General features: G+C 64.7%; 14 protein-coding genes, 1 tRNA gene and 2 pseudogenes. 12 read left to right on the top strand and 5 right to left on the bottom strand.

Features of this window, described 5'->3' with window-relative positions; genetic code table 11:
* Window positions 1-25: 25 nt before the first annotated feature.
* Window positions 26-857 (bottom strand): annotated as a pseudogene (locus tag ACOHX0_RS09970) (AraC family transcriptional regulator).
* A gap of 125 nt (window positions 858-982) precedes the next feature.
* Between ACOHX0_RS09970 and ACOHX0_RS09965 the strand changes: the two are divergent.
* The 3 genes from ACOHX0_RS09965 (at window position 983) to ACOHX0_RS09955 (ending at window position 3836) form a co-directional block, all read left to right on the top strand.
* The gene (locus tag ACOHX0_RS09965; RefSeq protein WP_420676530.1) at window positions 983-1945 is read left to right on the top strand and encodes an acetyl-CoA carboxylase carboxyltransferase subunit alpha; all 963 of its coding nucleotides are present in this window, start codon (window positions 983-985) and stop codon (window positions 1943-1945) included.
* 202 nt (window positions 1946-2147) lie between these two features.
* Window positions 2148-2351: a dodecin family protein gene (locus ACOHX0_RS09960; RefSeq protein WP_420676529.1), complete on the top strand. Its 204-nt coding sequence runs from the start codon at window positions 2148-2150 to the stop codon at window positions 2349-2351.
* Between the two features lie 606 nt (window positions 2352-2957).
* Window positions 2958-3836: a DUF1206 domain-containing protein gene (locus ACOHX0_RS09955; RefSeq protein ID WP_420676528.1), complete on the top strand. Its 879-nt coding sequence runs from the start codon at window positions 2958-2960 to the stop codon at window positions 3834-3836.
* A gap of 10 nt (window positions 3837-3846) precedes the next feature.
* Here the strand turns inward: ACOHX0_RS09955 and ACOHX0_RS09950 are convergent, their stop codons facing one another.
* A complete protein-coding gene (locus ACOHX0_RS09950; RefSeq protein WP_420676527.1) occupies window positions 3847-4500 on the bottom strand; it encodes a GntR family transcriptional regulator in 654 nt (217 codons plus the stop codon).
* A gap of 99 nt (window positions 4501-4599) precedes the next feature.
* Window positions 4600-5319, bottom strand: a complete 720-nt coding sequence (locus ACOHX0_RS09945) for a M48 family metallopeptidase (RefSeq protein WP_420676526.1) — start codon at window positions 5317-5319, stop codon at window positions 4600-4602.
* Between the two features lie 99 nt (window positions 5320-5418).
* Here ACOHX0_RS09945 and ACOHX0_RS09940 point away from each other — a divergent pair, with 99 nt between their 5' ends.
* From ACOHX0_RS09940 to ACOHX0_RS09925, 4 genes and pseudogenes are all read left to right on the top strand, one after another.
* A complete protein-coding gene (locus ACOHX0_RS09940) occupies window positions 5419-5745 on the top strand; it encodes a TIGR02300 family protein (protein WP_420676525.1) in 327 nt (108 codons plus the stop codon).
* Between the two features lie 182 nt (window positions 5746-5927).
* Window positions 5928-6003, top strand: a tRNA-Ala gene (locus ACOHX0_RS09935).
* Window positions 6004-6534: 531 nt separating this feature from the next.
* The gene (locus ACOHX0_RS09930; protein ID WP_420676524.1) at window positions 6535-6768 is read left to right on the top strand and encodes a hypothetical protein; all 234 of its coding nucleotides are present in this window, start codon (window positions 6535-6537) and stop codon (window positions 6766-6768) included.
* Window positions 6769-6836: 68 nt separating this feature from the next.
* A pseudogene (locus ACOHX0_RS09925) lies at window positions 6837-7249 on the top strand (transposase); the annotation flags it as partial.
* An 11-nt stretch (window positions 7250-7260) separates the two neighbouring features.
* On the opposite strand, the gene ACOHX0_RS09920 reads toward ACOHX0_RS09925, so the two are convergent.
* A complete protein-coding gene (locus tag ACOHX0_RS09920; protein WP_420676523.1) occupies window positions 7261-8370 on the bottom strand; it encodes an ATP-binding protein in 1110 nt (369 codons plus the stop codon).
* Window positions 8371-8980: 610 nt separating this feature from the next.
* The gene (locus tag ACOHX0_RS09915) at window positions 8981-9391 is read right to left on the bottom strand and encodes a sugar 3,4-ketoisomerase (protein WP_420676522.1); all 411 of its coding nucleotides are present in this window, start codon (window positions 9389-9391) and stop codon (window positions 8981-8983) included.
* A gap of 111 nt (window positions 9392-9502) precedes the next feature.
* Here ACOHX0_RS09915 and ACOHX0_RS09910 point away from each other — a divergent pair, with 111 nt between their 5' ends.
* The 5 genes from ACOHX0_RS09910 to ACOHX0_RS09890 are packed head-to-tail and all read left to right on the top strand — an operon-like array spanning window position 9503 to window position 14197.
* Window positions 9503-10183, top strand: coding sequence for an acetyltransferase (locus tag ACOHX0_RS09910; RefSeq protein ID WP_420676521.1), 681 nt, complete (start codon window positions 9503-9505; stop codon window positions 10181-10183).
* Window positions 10180-11109: a glycoside hydrolase family protein gene (locus ACOHX0_RS09905; RefSeq protein WP_420676520.1), complete on the top strand. Its 930-nt coding sequence runs from the start codon at window positions 10180-10182 to the stop codon at window positions 11107-11109. Before ACOHX0_RS09910 ends, ACOHX0_RS09905 begins: the two co-directional genes overlap by 4 nt.
* Window positions 11106-12053, top strand: a complete 948-nt coding sequence (locus ACOHX0_RS09900) for a GNAT family N-acetyltransferase (protein WP_420676519.1) — start codon at window positions 11106-11108, stop codon at window positions 12051-12053. Before ACOHX0_RS09905 ends, ACOHX0_RS09900 begins: the two co-directional genes overlap by 4 nt.
* A 30-nt stretch (window positions 12054-12083) precedes the next feature.
* The gene (locus tag ACOHX0_RS09895; protein ID WP_420676518.1) at window positions 12084-13181 is read left to right on the top strand and encodes a DegT/DnrJ/EryC1/StrS family aminotransferase; all 1098 of its coding nucleotides are present in this window, start codon (window positions 12084-12086) and stop codon (window positions 13179-13181) included.
* A gap of 56 nt (window positions 13182-13237) precedes the next feature.
* Entirely contained in the window at window positions 13238-14197 is a 960-nt protein-coding gene (locus ACOHX0_RS09890) for a glycosyltransferase family A protein (protein ID WP_420676517.1), read from the top strand.
* Window positions 14198-14386: the final 189 nt, after the last annotated feature.

The following is a 14386-nucleotide window of genomic DNA, read 5'->3' as shown; positions in this document are numbered from 1 at the left end:
GCCAGGGACGGGCGCGGGGCGCGGGTCACCTCAGCGGCAGGCAGATCTCGGTCACAAGCTCGCCCGGCGCGGTATTGCGGGGGTCGTTCAGGTAGATCTCGTAACAGGGTTCATCGGCCGGCTCTTCGCCCGACTGCGGCAGCTAATTGCCGAACAGGCTGTGATAGGCGGCGGCCAGGCCCGGATAGGGCCCCTTGAAGGTCAGCACGGCAGTTTTGCCGCCAGCTAGCTGCATCTCCTCCAGCCCCTCCGGCAGATCGCCACGGAATTCCGCCCCGGCAAAGCTGCGCAGATCACCCGCGGGGACGTTATCGGGGCTGTCGAAATAGACGCCGAGCGCGGCCCCGGCCTGGGGCCAGAGACCGCGGGAATCGCAAATGGCGCCGAGAGCCTCGAAACTCCTGCCAATTTCCTCATAAGCCCCCCCGGTGGGGGAGGCCCGCCAGGCGGCGCGAGGGTTCGTTTCGCAAAGTCACGTCATGCATGGTATAGCTTCCTGTTTTGAAGGCGGGGCCGGGCAGCGCCAGGCGCTCCGCGCGACGGTAGGCAGCGGGACTGCTGCCATAGGCTTCGCAGAAAGCGCGCGAGAAGCTGCCGGGGTTGGGATAACCCGCCTGCGCCGCGACTTCGGCCAGCGGCTGACCGCCCTGCACCAGCCAGGTGGCCGCCCGATGCAGCCGGATGCGGCGCACCGCCTGGGCGCAGGTCTCGCCGGTCAGGGCGCGGAACACCCGGTGCCAGTGGAAGCGCGGCATCGCCGCCACATCCGCCAGCGCATTCAGCGACAGGTTCCCGTCCGGGTGGTCGTGGATATGGGTCAGAACCCGCAGGATCCGGTCTTCGTATGTGGCTGCCATGCCCGGCCTCTCCGCTTTGCTCTCTGCCCCATCGTGATGCCACGGCAGGAGATCACAAATCTTGCTGAGTTGCATCTGTCGGCGCGTAAGGCCATATAACGGCAAACCTGCAGAGCAGAGGCGACATGACCCAGTATCTGGAATTCGAAAAACCGCTGGCCGAGATCGAAGGCAAGGCGGAAGAGCTGCGGGCGCTGGCGCGCGCGAACGAGGAAATGGACGTGGCCGACGAGGCCAAGGCGCTGGACGCCAAGGCGGCACAGCTGCTCAAGGACCTCTACAAGGAGCTCACCCCCTGGCGCAAATGCCAGGTCGCGCGCCACCCCGAGCGGCCGCATTGCAAGGATTACGTCGAGGCGCTGTTCACCGAGTTCACACCGCTCGCGGGCGACCGCAATTTTGCCGATGATCTGGCGGTGATGGGGGGCCTCGCGCGCCTCAACGATCAGCCGGTGATGGTGATCGGCCACGAGAAGGGCTCCGACACCAAGTCCCGGATCGAGCGCAACTTCGGCATGGCCCGCCCCGAAGGCTACCGCAAGGCGGTGCGGCTGATGGAGATGGCGGGCCGGTTCAAGCTGCCGGTGATCACCCTGGTCGACACGGCCGGCGCCTACCCCGGCAAGGGCGCCGAGGAGCGCGGCCAGTCCGAGGCGATCGCGCGCTCGACCGAGATGTGCCTGAAGATCGGCGTGCCGCTGATCTCGGTCATCATCGGCGAAGGCGGCTCCGGCGGGGCGGTGGCCTTTGCGACCGCCAACCGCGTGGCAATGCTGGAGCATTCGATCTACTCGGTGATCAGCCCAGAGGGCTGCGCCTCGATCCTGTGGAAGGACGCCGAGAAGATGCGCGAAGCGGCCGAGGCGCTGCGGCTGACCGCGCAGGACCTCAAGAAGCTGGGCGTGGCCGACCGCATTATCCCGGAACCGCTGGGCGGCGCCCACCGCGCCCCGAAAGCGGCGATGGCCTCGGTCCAGGCAGCGTTGCAGGAGATGCTGGAGGAACTCTCCGGCAAGGACGCGGCGGCGCTAATCAAGGACCGGCGCCAGAAGTTCCTCGACATCGGCTCCAAGGGGCTGGCGGCCTAAGCCACCCATTATGATCTGGTGACTGCAAATGCCCGGCCCCGTGCCGGGCTTTTTCCGTGTGAGGACCGGTCGCGCGTGCTGCCCCCATCGCCCTGCGCACCGGCTGCACAGGGACGTTTGACGCATCACGTCAACGGGCGCACTATGGAAGCTGCCTTGAAGCCCCATTTCAGGGGCAGAGGGCGAGGGAAAGGAGGGCACCATGAGTGTCGCACGCGTTACCGAGATTTCCGCAACTTCGACCGAGAGCTTTGACGATGCCGTCAAGCAAGGGATCGAACGCGCCTCCAAGACTCTGCGCGATATCAAGAGCGCTTGGGTCAAGGACCAAAACGTCGATGTCCAAAACGGCAAGGTCACCCACTTCCGGGTGAACCTTGCCGTGACCTTTGTTCTGGACGATTAAGCGGCGAGGCTCCCTGCCCCGCTTCAAAAGCTGCCCGGCTGGCGCCCCACCCCTGAGGCGGGACCGGCGCCTTAAGTCTGGCTGAGGCGGCCGAAGCCGCCTCAGCAGCCGTGATTTCTTCGGCCCTCCGCGCTGCTGGTGACCGTGGACACGCTGGAAGCAGAGGACGCGAAAAGGCGGAGCGAGTTTCGGCGCCGGTCGTTTCTGGCGGCCGGCCCCACTGAGTTGTGCCTTCACCATCAATCCGCCGAAATACCAGCCCAGGCCCCGACTTCTCTGCATGCGCGCGGAGATACAGTTGCGGCCGCTCTCCGGATGCCTGCTTTTGCTCAGGGGGCCGGTGGCCTTCCACTGCCCGGACGCGCGGCCGGGACGTTGGCCGAGGTCCTCTCCCGGCCGTTCAGCGGCGCTTCACAGGTGCATGCGTCCTGAACGGCACGCCGCGGATGCCAGCCGGCGCCAGCGCCGGGGTACAGGATGTGCACGGAACCTCCGCCTTGGCGCCGGGCTTTGCAGGCTTGGGCCAAGCCATCCGGCGGGAACATTTCTGCCGTTCGCGCATTGTCCTTATGAGCAATACACCTGACTTTTCCGGAGAATTCCGCCATGCCAGCCGACAGCCTGTCGTCAGACGCCCGCCGCAAGCGCCTTGAGGGCGTGAACCCTGACGACTTCGCCTGGGCGGTGCCGATGATGCGCCTTGGCTACGCCGGACGGGCGCTGGTCTACCTGGCGGTGGCGGGTGTGTCGCTCTACTCGATCTGGCGAGGCGGCGAGGCCAAGGGCACCGCGGCGGCGCTGGAGTGGCTGCAGGGCGGCTGGGGCACCGCGGTGATCGTGCTGATCGCCATCGGCCTCTTTGCCTATGCGGTCTGGCGCTTGATCGACAGCTTCTGGGATCTGGAGGCCTACGGCAGCGGTGCCAAGGGGCTTGTAGCCCGGGCGGGCATGATCGCGACCGGGATCGTGCATCTGGCGCTTGGCGGGCTGGCCCTCACCGTCATCATGGGCTCCGGCAATGCTTCTGGTGGCAATAGCAGCTACCTGGGCACCGTCCTCGGCACGCCTGGCGGGCAGACTGCCCTCGCGGTGGCCGGGGTGCTGACGATCGGGACCGGCGGCTACTATGTCTACAAGGCCTGGACCGAAAGCTATCGCAATCACCTGCAGGCCAATCCGGCGACGATGCACATGAACGCCGCGCTTAAGGCAGGGCTTGCGGCGCATGGTGTGGTGGTCGCCATTATTGGCGTGCTGATCCTGCAGGCGGCGCTGTCAGCCTCCAGCGCTTCTGCGGGCGGCATGGGCAGTGCCTTCGAATGGCTCTACACCAAGGCCTACGGCCGCGTGCTGGTGACCGCCTTGTGCCTGGGACTCCTGGGCTTTGCGCTGTTCTGCTTCGTCAATGCGCTCTACCGCATCGTGCCCAAGGCCACGGACCGCACCACCGAAACCCTGCGGGACGCGCTGGAGAAGGCAAGCTGAGGCGCCCCCGCTACCCCGCCAGCATCCGCAAGCCCTGCGTCACGTCCGAGCGCACCGCCAGCCGCAGTCCTGGCTCGTCGCCCGCCTTCAGCGCCGCGATGATCAGTTTGTGGTTCTGCGGCGGCTCGGTGCGGCGCAGGCGGCCGTAGAGCGCGCGCATGGTGGGGCCAAGCTGCAGCCAGACCGTCTCTGCCATCGCCAGCATCGCCGGCGCCTGCGCCCGCAGGTAAAGCGCGCGGTGGAACTCCAGGTTGGTGCGGATATAGCCCACCGCATCGCGTTTGGAGACCATCTCGGCCACAGTGGCATTGATCGCGGTCAGCCGGTCGATCAGCGCCATATGGGCGCGCGGCAGGGCGCGGCTGGCCAGCTCCACCTCCAGCAGAGCGCGCAGCGCCGCCAGCTCCTCGATCCGCTCGTTGGTGAGTTCGGGGGTGGAGACCCGGCCCGAAGAGGACAGGAACAGCGCGCCTTCCGCCGCCAGCCGCCGCACTGCCTCCCGTGCCGGGGTCATCGAGACGCCGAACTCGCGGCCGATGCCGCGCAGCGTGAGCGCCTCGCCGGGGGCGATGTCGCCATGCATGATGCGGGTGCGCAGGGTTCTGTAGACCCGGTCATGCGCCGAGGGCGCGGCGTCGGAAGAGGAGCGTGCAGACATGTTCATCCCTTGAAGTGATCACAAATCGCGCCGCGGTCAACTGCGCAGGGAGGCGCAGGCATGCCCGGAAGCGGCATCGGCGGGCGGGCGCCAGTCGCGGCCGCCTCAGCCGCCGCTCTCGCCCGCCTCAGGCCCGAAGCGGTAGCGGTGCAGGCTGGCGCCGTTTTCCCGCAGCCAGCCGCGCGGCGCCTGATAGGACCCGTGGATACGCTCCACCGTGGCCCAGAAGGCGGCGGAATGGTTCATCTCGGCCAGATGCGCGACCTCATGCGCGGCGACGTAGCGCAGCACCGCAGGCGGCGCCAGCACCAGCCGCCAGGAATACATCAGCGCACCCTCCGCGGTGCAGGAGCCCCAGCGCGAGCGGGTATCGCGCAGCGTCAGACGGCTGTAGCGGCGGCCCAGCCGCGCCGCGTAAGTGTCCGAAGCTTCGGCGAGCCGCGCGCGGGCCAGTTCGCGCAAGTAACGCTGCAGCACCCGCCCCGCCAGCGCCCCGTCCGCCCCGGGCGGCACCGCCAGCCGCCCCGGCTCCAGGAGCACCCGTTTGCCGGGCGCCCGCTCCAGCCGCCGCTCTTCCCCGCCGACCGGCAGCGTGGCGCCGAAGGCCGCCTCGGCCGGCGCCGGGTGGCGGGCCAGATGGGTGCGGATCCAGTCTTCTTTCTCTGCGGCAAAAGCCAGCGCCGCCTCCGTCGGCAGCGACTGCGGCAGGGTAAGGGTCACACGCCCGTCGAGCGAGGAGATCCGCAGGCTGATGCGGCGCGCGCGGGGCGAGCGGCGCAGGGTCAGCGGCACCGGCGGATCACCGGGCAGATGGTGTCGGCTCACGCGGGGCTCCCTCCGGGCAAAGGCTTTGACAGTGCCACCCTCATATGGCAAGGCACCGGAATCGTCGATACGACTCACCAGTAAATCAAGGGGACCCACATGCCCAAGGAAGAATGGGGTGTAAAGCGCGTTTGCCCCACAACTGGCAAGCGCTTTTATGACCTGAACAAAAACCCGATCGTCAGCCCCTACACGGGCGAGGTCGTGGAGCTGGAAACCGGCAAGAGCCGGATGATCGCGGCCGACCGCGAAGACGCCGCGAGCGCAAAGTCCAAGGAGACCATCCCGGGCGACGACGCGGTGCTGGAGGATGATGACGCGGTCGACATGGACCTGGGCGATGACGTCCTGGACGATGACGACGACGAGGACAACGTCTCCCTCGACGAAATCGCCGATATGTCCTCCGACGAGGACGAAACCTGAGGCACAGCCTCGGGCGGAGAGGCCGCGCGCCTCTCCCGCGCCGCCGCTTCGGGCGGTCTGAAAAAAATCGGACGATGGCGCATTTTCCGCTTGCAGCCCGCGCCGCCGTCCCTTAAACGACGCTCACACCGCAAGACGGGCCGCACCGGAAACGGAACAGGCACAGAAAAGCGGACAGGTTTGGGGCCTTAGCTCAGCTGGGAGAGCGCTTGCATGGCATGCAAGAGGTCAGGAGTTCGATCCTCCTAGGCTCCACCAAACTTCTTTTAAAAGCACTCGATAGTTCTGCCTTTTTCGTCAGAGGATTTGCCTCTGCCGCGCAGACGGATGCTCTTCCCTTTCGGAAAATCCATCCCGCTGTGATCCCAGCCTCTGGCGCGCTGATCGCCTTTCAGCCCTCTCCCCTGTCAGACCCTAGGATGGCCCATGTACCCTCAACCTGATGGCGCGGAATAGAAACGGGGTCTTCGGAGAGGATTTCAGGGTCCCAGCCAGCGTCGTCATCTGTTGGCCTCCTGAAGGAAAGGCGGGTGGCGGCACCGGCCAGGCAATTCGGCTGGCGAATTCCGCCGGTATTCCGGTGATCGATCTGGGCAAGCCCGAGCTTGCGGGAAATTCGGCCGCGGAGGTGCGTGACTGGGCGAGGGAGCTGATCGCATCTTTCCGGGCCAGCCGCGGTCTGCCTGAGGTGGCCCGCTGCAGCGAGCTGGCGCTTTCCTGAACTGATCAGCAGCGCCTCACGCCGCGCTCCTATATGATCGAGCCACTTCTCTGAGCCCGGATATGCACTTGGCGCTGACAATTCTTGTGAGCGAACAATACTTTGGCGGCAAGGAGGCCAGGATGGCGCATTTAGCGGCACTTCAGGAGCAGCGCAGACAGTTGCATCTGGGGGCGGCGAGAGCCGCCTGGCGGATCATTCATGCCCAACTGGCCGCCGAGGGCATTCGGCACAAGCTGTTCGGATCCCTTTCAACAGGAGATTTCCGTGAGCACTTGGACATCGACCTGATGATCCTGTGAAAGCTTGGACCTGTCGCGGTTTGATGCCGCTCCTTTGATAGCATTTATTGCGCCGAGGGAGACGAATTATGGGCACGAAACGGACGGACGAATTTCGACGGGATGCGGTGCGGATCGCGTTGACCAGCGGACTGACACGCAAACAGGTTGCTGATGATCTTGGTGTTGGTCTGTTAACGCTGAACAAATGGATCACGGCACACCGAGACACTGACGTAGTGTCGAACGAGGATTTGAGCCTCGCCCAAGAGAATGAACGGCTTCGACGTGAGAACCGCATTCTCAAGGAGGAGAGGGAGATCCTAAAAAAGGCAACGCAGTTCTTCGCGGGCCAAAAGCCATGAGGTTCAGGTTCATCGAGGAACACCGCGACAACTTTCCGACCCGCCGCCTGTGTGATGTCATGGATGTCAGTCCGCGCGGTTTGCGGGCCTTCCGCAGCCGTCCGGTCAGTCGCAGACAGCGGTCCGATCTGGTCACGCCGCCGCCCCATCAACCTTGGCGCAGCGTCAGTGCCAGCTCTGCGCTTTCCAGGACATACTGCCCGATGCCGGGCCGCCACACCAAACCCTTGTCCCGGAGCGTCTCAAGCGCCTTCTGGATTGCGCCCTTGCTGGCAGGCTGACCGTCGGAGCCAAGGGCCATTCTGGTTGCTTCCGCGAACGGCGCAAAGTCGATTCCGGTCTCCGCCATGGTCCGCAGGATGTCCTGCTGGAGCGGGGTTAGGACAGCAATCTCGGACAGGAGCTGCTGCCGGGAGGCCTCCATTCGGGTTTTAACGAGGCGCCGCAACGCGTCCTCCCCGAATTCGGTGCCCAGAATGAGGTCGCGCAGGCAGTCATTCAGACGTTCCGGCCGCCTGCCCAGCTGGTCGAAAGCCTCTTCGATCACCGAAGGATCGAGGCGGGCATTCTGCGACAACCTGGCATTCAGGTGTTCGGCGACCGCCGTGGTGTAGTCGGCGCCGAGCGGCGGGAAATCCCGGATCGCAGCACCGAAGAACGGAGCCTGGTGGTCGTGAACCAGGGCAGAGAGCTTGTCGCGATGGGAGCCAGTCATGACCAGGTAGAGACGGCCAGGCAGCTCCACCTGGTTGATCGCGTCACGCGCGGCCTTCAGGGCAAACATCGCATTGCGCCCCTCCTCCGACACCAGGCTGTGCTGAGCCTCATCGATGATGAACACGACGTCCTTGCCGGTTGCCTCGACCAGCAGCGAGAGCGCATCCGGAATGGTGCCCTCCCATGTCCCGGAAGACTTCAGATCCACCCGAAACCCAAGCGCGCCAATGGCACTGAAGGGTGCCTTGCGCCGGATCTTTGCGATCAGCCCGTCGCATTCCTCGAGCGCGCGGGCGATGCTGCCGGTGATCAGGGTGCCTGGGTTTGCGTTTTTGTCCGCCCAGAGGTCCACGTAGAGTGCAAGCTTTCCCTGCTCTTCCAGCAGCGGCAGAAGATCACGGCGCAGGAAAGTGCTCTTCCCCGTCCGCCGCGGTGCCGCGAGAAAGAGGCCCGAGATCTCGCCAAAGAGCGGGTCGGGGTTCAGCAGGCTGGCGATGCGTTCGGCCTCATTGCGCCTGGGCACGAAGAGTGTTTCTGCCATGAGTGCTCCACAGTATCCAAATCGGGAGTACGGTACTCCATTGGGGAATACCTGGGAATACCCTCGTCGCCGGGATGGATTTCTGCGGGAAGAAAGAAGGCCCGGCATCACGTGCCGGGACCTTAGGAATCCCATGGCATCAAACTCAGCATGGCCGGGAAAGCGGCCTGGCGCGACAATGTCTTTGCTGATCGCTCTGGAGAGCCAAAAAACACGAGGAGGTCCACCTTCGCACCGATGCCGGCGTTCTCCAGGGCCCGCGCAGGGACCGGCCGCTGTCCGCCCTTCTGCAACAGCCGAAGGCCTCATTCATCCCGGAACGGAAAGACGCCCGGAACCTGTTCAGGCAAACCGAACCAGCTCTCATCGCTGAAGCCGCCAGCCTGCTGCATTCAATTTCCGAGCCTGTATCAAGCACCCCGTCTTAGCAGGCCAACAGGCCCGAGGCGATGGTCGGCACGAGTTCAGCCTGCAGGCCGCATTCGCGAACCAACTCCCTTCACCCTGCGGCCAACAGGTCCGGCACCGAAACCTCTTCCTGACGATGCCGCCCGGCCTGGGCCGCCAGGCACCTTTTCAGAGGCACTCTCGCGGACCGGCGAAGGGCGCTTCAGGAGGCGCCGACCGCCTTCAGGAAATCACCGCGGCCGCGGATGTAGTCGCTTTCCTTGTAGACGTCGGACGCCAGCACCATGCAGACCGACCCGGACGAGAAATTATCCAGGTAGCGCCAGATCATCGGGCAGATATAGACGCCGTAGTAGGAGCGGTTGAGCTGGAAGCGCTTCACGCCAAAACCGTCGTCCAGCACCAAGTCGAAACTGCCCGACATGCAGATGACAAACTGATGCAGGTCCTTGTGCGCGTGCTCGCCGCGATCGGCTCCGCCAGGCACGTCATAAAGATAGTAGACCCGGCGGATGTCGAAGGGGATGTGATTTTGCCCTTCGACGAACGTCAGGTTTCCCCGGACATCGGTAATTTTCGGCAGATCGACGACGCGGCAGTCTTGCAGTGGCACTGGGATTATCACTCGCTTTTTTCTCACGAAGTACCTATATGACCTTCCGACAATCAACAACATACACGTGCATCGCCTGAGTGCATTGCCAAGGATCAGCGAGCCACAGTCATGCCGAACAATCTTCTTATCGTCGGAGACGGCGAATTCGCCGATATCGCCTATGAGTACTTCACGGTCGACAGCCCCTACACGGTCGTGGGCTTTGCGGTGGAGCGGGACTATCTGAACGCCACTGAAAAATTCGGCCTCCCCGTGGTTGCCCTGGAAGAGGCGGAAGAGCATTTCGGGCCAGCTGCGGCGGAAGCGCATGTGGCAGTCACCTCCACGCAGCTGAACCGCGTGCGGGAGCGCCTGATCGGGCTGACCAAGGAAAAGGGCTATACGCTGGCAAGCTTCGTCAGCCCGCGCGCAATGGTCTGGCGGACCGCGGAGCTGGGCGAAAATGCCTTCATCTTCGAAAACAACGTGGTGCAGCACGGCGTGCGCATCGGGAACGGCTGCGTTTTGTGGTCGGGCAACCACATTGGCCATCAGACGGAGATTGGCGATTACTGCTTCGTGTCCTCGCATGTGGTGGTGTCAGGCTACTGCAAGATCGGCGCCCGCAGCTTCATCGGCGTGAACGCCAGCTTTGCCGATGGGGTGACCGTGGGGGCGGACAGCTTTGTCGGCATGGCCGCGGTGGTCAACAAGTCCTTCGAGGATCCCGGCCGGATCCTCAACGGCCACCCTGCCGAAGCCTCGCGGGTCAGCGCCTACCGCTATTTCAAGATTAAGCCCGCAGCATGAGCTGGCGCAAGGAAGGCCTGGTCTACTGCCCCGGCGGCGCATCGGACTGGGCGCAGCATTCCTTCATGACGCCCTGCCCCTGGCTGCGGGATCCGGACACCATCCGCCTGTTCGGCGGCATCCGCGATTCGGCCGGTATCAGCCGGATCGGCTGGGTGGATGTCGATGCCAAGGATCCGCGGCGGGTGAAAGCAGTCTCGCCGGATCCGGTGCTGGATCTTGGCGCACCCGGCATGTTCGACGACAACGGCGTGATCCTGGGCGATGTGCTGGAAGTCTCGGACGATGAGCTGCGGCTCTACTATGTCGGGTTCCAGCTGGTGGAAAAGGCAAAATTCCTGGCCTTCACCGGGGTGGCGATCAGCCGCGACCGCGGCGATAGCTTTGAACGCTGGCAGCCGACTCCCGTCATCGACCGCTGCCCGGACGGCACTTTCATCGGGGCACTGCATTCGATCGCCGCGCTTCCCGATGGCACGTACCGGGCCTGGATCTCGCGCGGCCGCGGCTGGCAGCCGCTGGATGGGCGCGCGTATCCGCAGTACGATTGCTGGACGCTGACCAGCCCGGACGGGCTGAGGTTCGACAATGCAGAAGCGGTGCCGATCATTGCGCCCGGTCCAAACGAATACCGGATTGGCCGGCCGCGGGCCAGCCTGCTGCCGGACGGCACCTGGGAGCTGCGCGCGACCTCGGATACCTTGTCCAAGCAATACGAGAGCTTCCGCTTCACCTCGCCGGATGGGGTGGCCTTCACCCGCACCGCGGACCGTGAGCTGCCGCGCGGCGCGCCCGGCGCCTGGGACAGCGAAATGACTTGCTATCCGGCGCATTGCGAGACTGCGGACGGCACCCGCTATCTGTTCTACAATGGCAACGACATGGGCCGTACCGGCGTCGGGGTCGCCCGGTGGCAGCCGGCATGAGCTGCGCCGTTACGATCCGGCGCTATGAAGCCGGGGATGCCGCGGGCTGGAACGCTTTCGTTGCGGCCGCCAAGAACGGCACTTTCCTGCACGACCGCGGCTTCATGGAGTATCACGCGGACCGGTTCACGGATCACTCCCTTATTGCGGAGATGGATGGCAAGACCGTTGCCCTCCTGCCTGCCAGCCGCCACGGAGATGAGCTGCAGTCTCACGGCGGTCTGACCTATGGCGGGCTGGTGACCGGCCCGGCGATGTCCGCTGCTCTGATGCTGGATGTCATAAAAGCGCTTGGCGGCGCCCTGCGCAGCGCGGGCATCTCATGCTTGCGCTATAAGGCGATACCGCACATCTTCCACCGCTGCCCGGCAGAAGAGGACCTTTATGCGCTGATGCGGGCGGGAGCCCGGCCGGTGCGCAGCGATCTTGCTTCGGTGATCGCGGCAAGCCGCAGCCCGGGGTTTTCGAAATCCAAACGCCAGGGCGCGCGGCGTGCCGGAAAGGCTGGGCTGCGGGTCGTGGAGATGGAAGATTTCACGCCCTTCTGGGAAATTCTCACTGCCCGCCTCGGCGAAGCCCACCAGGCCGCTCCGACCCACAGCCTGGAAGAGATCCGCCTGCTGCAAAGCCGGTTCCCGGACCGTATCCGGCTGCTGGCGGCAGTTGATGACAGGGGCGTGCAGGGCGGTATCGTGACCTTCGACTGCGACCCGGCGCTGCACGCGCAGTACATGGCGACCACCGAGGACGGGCGCCGCAACGGCGCGCTGGACCTGATCGTTTCGGATCTAGCGGACCGCGGATTCGGCGGCCGCGACTGGTTCAGCTTCGGCATTTCGACCACAGATGGCGGGCGCGAACTCAACACCGGCCTGGCCCGGCAGAAAGAGATGTTCGGCGCCCGCAGCATTGTGTTTACCCACTATGAGTGGCATCTGGGCTGAAGATTTACCCATGCAGAAAGAGGGTGGCGGATGAAGGTTCCATTTCTCGATGTCGGCGCGGCCTACCGTGCATTGAAGGACGAGATTGACGCCGCGGTGATCCGGGTGATGGACAGCGGCTGGTATATCCAGGGTCCCGAAGTCCAGGCCTTCGAAGCGGAATTCGCCGCCTATTGCGGCGTGGATCACGCTGTTGGGGTCGGCAACGGGCTGGACGCCCTGGTGCTGTCGCTGCGCGCCCTTGGCATCGGTCCTGGCGACGAAGTCATCGTGCCCAGCAACACCTACATTGCCACTTGGCTGGCCGTCTCCCAGGTTGGCGCGCGGATCGTGCCGGTGGAGCCGGACCAGGCCCTGCACAGCATCACGGCCGAAGCCTGCGCCCCGGCACTGAGTGACCGCACCCGCGCCATCATCCCGGTGCATCTCTACGGGCAGCCCGCGGACATGGATCCGATCCTGTCTCTGGCGAAGGCGCATCGTATTTTCGTGATCGAGGACGCGGCACAGGCGCATGGCGCCCTCTACCGGGGACAGCGGATCGGCGGTTTAGGAGATCTGACCTGCTGGAGCTTCTACCCCGGCAAGAATCTGGGTGCTCTGGGCGACGGCGGCGCAGTGACCACCCGGGACGCCGCGCTGGCAGAACGTCTGCGCATGCTGGCCAACTACGGCTCCTCCAGGAAGTACATGCATGAGATTGCCGGCACAAACAGCCGTCTCGACCCGGTGCAGGCAGCGGTGCTGCGGGTCAAGCTGAGACATCTGGAGGACTGGAACAACCGCCGCCGCGCGATTGCCCGGTTCTATTCGGAACAGCTGGCGGATCTGGACCTCATGACGCCCGCCGCTCCGGATTGGGCCGATCCGGTCTGGCATCTGTACGTGATCCGCAGCCGCCGCCGCGACGCGCTGGCCGCACATCTTGAGACGCAGGGCATTCAGACACTGGTGCATTACCCCACCCCGCCGCACCTTCAGGGCGCCTATGCGGGGCTCGGATATGCCACAGGCGATTTTCCGGTTGCCGAACAATTGTCGGAAGAGCTGCTCAGCCTGCCGATCGGACCCCATCTCGGCGACGAGGCCCCGGGCCGCGTCATCGCTGCGCTGCGCACCGCGCCATGACACGGCGCCTGCCAGCCCAGGCTGGCGGTTGCCCAGTCGACAGAAGGAATGCTTGAATGAGTGAAGCCGGTTCCGAACCTCTGGTCTGCTCGATCATCTGTACCACCTATAACCACAGCCGGTTCTGCCGGGTGGCGCTGGAGTCTGTCTATGCGCAGGATTACCCGCATATCGAAATTGTGGTGATCGACGACGGCTCCACCGATGGCAACATCGGGGAGCTGGAAAAGGTCCTGGCGCGCTCGCCCTATCCTCACAAGCTGATTGCCCAGGAGAACACCGGCAATGTCCCGCTGAACGTCAACCGGGCCATCGCGGCAGCCACCGGAGACTACATCTCCCTGTTCTCCCTGGATGACCTGCTGCTGCCCGGCGCAATCTCCTCGAAGATGGAGATCGTCCGGCAAGACCCCAGCATGGTCCTGGTTGCCAATACCTGCAACAAAGAGATCGACGACGACGGCGAGACGGTCACCGAGCATTTCGAATCGCCGCTCTACAGGAAATCCGTGGAATCGGCGCGGGAGCTGCTAGAGATCGAATACGAACAGCTCGGCACCTTCTACAATCAGGCCGCCGTGCTGCAGACGGCGATGGTGCGCGCGGTGGGTGGCATGGACCCGGACATCTCCGGCGACGACATCATCCTGCGGACAAAGATGTTCAAATACATGGTTGCGCGTCCGGAGCTCAAATTCACGCTGCTGCATGAACCGGGAATGGCCTATCGCAAGCATGGCACGAACATCCATCTGAACACCTGGAACCAGATAAAGACAGTGATCGACTGGCACGGCCGCTATTTTCCGGACAGCCCTCTGCCGGACCTTGCGCACCGCTGGATCAGCCACTTTGTCTATCAGGCCCTGAAATCCGGTGACAAACAGGCGCTGGCAAAAGCAGAGCGTTACAGCCCGGTACTGGAAGCCGCGTTGCAAGACCACCGCAAGAGCTGGAAGTTCCGCCGCCGCAGGGCCAAGGCGGCAGTCAGGCGGATGCTCGGCATCCGCGCCTGATAGCAAGCACCTGGCGCCTGCCGGGAACGGTCAACGGCCGCGCCCGAGCCCGGCGCGGCCTTGGCTCCCGCCGCAGGGCCAAGGCGGCAGTCAGGCGGATGCTCGGCATCCGCGCCTGATAGCAAGCACCTGGCGCCTGCCGGGAACGGTCAACGGCCGCGCCCGAGCCCGGCGCGGCCTTGGCTCCCG

This window comes from Cribrihabitans pelagius, assembly GCF_048820915.1.
Classification (GTDB): Bacteria; Pseudomonadota; Alphaproteobacteria; order Rhodobacterales; family Rhodobacteraceae; genus Cribrihabitans_A; species Cribrihabitans_A pelagius.
Note: the sequence above shows the minus strand (reverse complement) of the source record. Positions and strands in the feature narration are given on the sequence as shown.